1 protein-coding gene is annotated in these 1,673 nt (G+C 71.4%); it reads right to left on the reverse strand.

The window, feature by feature from the left end; all coding sequences use genetic code 11:
- On the reverse strand, positions 1–1,673 hold a 1,673-nt coding region (locus tag ACH4J0_RS43175), incomplete at both ends, for a tyrosine-type recombinase/integrase (protein WP_396246658.1).

The following is a 1,673-nucleotide window of genomic DNA, read 5'->3' on the forward strand; positions in this document are numbered from 1 at the left end:
GGGAAGGTAGGAGACGTCGGTGCTGAAGTGGCCGCAGCCCACGCAGCGGAAGCGGACCGGGCAGTCGTGGCCGCCCGCGGCGACGTTGGACGGTTCGCTGCACAGCCCGTACGGGACGGCGACTTCCCCGACGGCCCGGCGTAGGCGCTCGGTGTCCAGCAAGGCCTTGACGGTGCGCCAGACCCGGTTGCCGTGGCGGTCGAACTGCATCGCGGTGACCCGTTCGACGGCTTCGCGGCGGCGCTGTTCACCGACCCGGTAGTACTGCTGGGTGGTGACGGCTTGCTCGTGGTCCATGAGTTGCTGCAGGACGTCCGCGGGCACGCCGGCGTCGGCGTGCCGCTGGGCGTAGCTGTGGCGGTAGGCGTAGAGGAAGATCTTGTTCTTGTCGAAGTCCAGCAGGTGTGTGACGGGCTGCCCGTCGACCTCGACCTTGGTCGGCAGCCGCAGCGGTGGCAGGCTGACGACCCAGGCCCGGTGCGCGGCCTGCAGACGCTCGACGCTCATGGGGCGGGTGCCGTCCAGGCAGCGGTAGGACGTCGGCATGAGCTTGAGGCGGCCGCGCGGTGTGTCCGGGTAGGTGGCGCGCACCCGGTCCTGCTGGGCGGTGATCAGGCCGGCGGTCGCCTCGGCGATCGGCAGGCGCCGCCCGTAACGGTGGGACTTGAAGTTGTCGTAGACCAGCACCGGCTTGCCCGCCCCGTCGCGCTCCAGGCAGTCGAAGGCCAGCCGGCAGATCTCCACCGGGCGGCGCCCGGTGTCGATGACCAGCTCGACAGCGAGCCGGATCTCGCGGTCGTGGCCCTGCTCCAGCAACGGCAGGTGCGCGCACAGGGCCTGCATGACCTCGACCGGCAGGTCGTGCCCGACTTCGTCCTCGTCCGGGACGGTGGGCACGTCGTCCACTCCCAGCGCGAAGTCGTCCGGCAGCCGGTGCAGGACCCGGTCCGGGCGGGCGAGGCCCATCGCCCGCATCCGCGCCAGCATCCTGCGCAGGTTCACGCAGTGCTCCCGCCGGGTCTTGAGGGTGATCTCCCCCTGGTGCTCGAGGTAGGCCATGCGGTTCAGGTAGGCGACGATGTCCTCGCGCCCCAGGAGCGCCAGGTGCTCGCCGCGGTCGGGGCGCTGCAGCCGCAGGCTCTCCGACAGGCGGTTCAGGGCGCGGATGTGGGCCTGGACGGCGGTGCCGACGTTGCTGCCGCGGCGGCGCGGCATGTCGTCCAGCGCCCACTGCTTGGCTGCCTCGCGCAGCCAGGACTGACTGATCTTGGTGAAGTACAGCCAACCGGTCTGCCCGAAGGCCAGCAGGTCCCAGCTGTCCTTGTGGCGCTCGCTCTCCGGGGACATGCGTGCACGTTCGCAGTCCCGGACGATCGTGGTGCGCAGCTGGCGGTTCAGGCCGTGCAGCCCCTCGACGGGCAGGTCCTCGACCGCGGCGACCTGGCGCTCGCGCAGGAGGTCGCAGAACGGGCGGAGCTTGTAGTAGCAGGTGCGCGCGCCGTCACGGACCCGCTGCTGCAGGCCGACGACGATCTCCGCGACGACACGGTCCGGCAGCCCCCGCAGGTTCACCTCCCGGCCCACGTCGATCGGTGCCGCGGTTCGTCGCCAGCGTTCCTCGTCGACGCTGCCGTACCGCCGCCGCAGCTCCCGCAGCCGGCAGTTGTGGGCCA

The organism is Kitasatospora sp. NPDC017646 (assembly GCF_044329365.1).
Taxonomy (GTDB): Bacteria; Actinomycetota; Actinomycetes; order Streptomycetales; family Streptomycetaceae; genus Kitasatospora.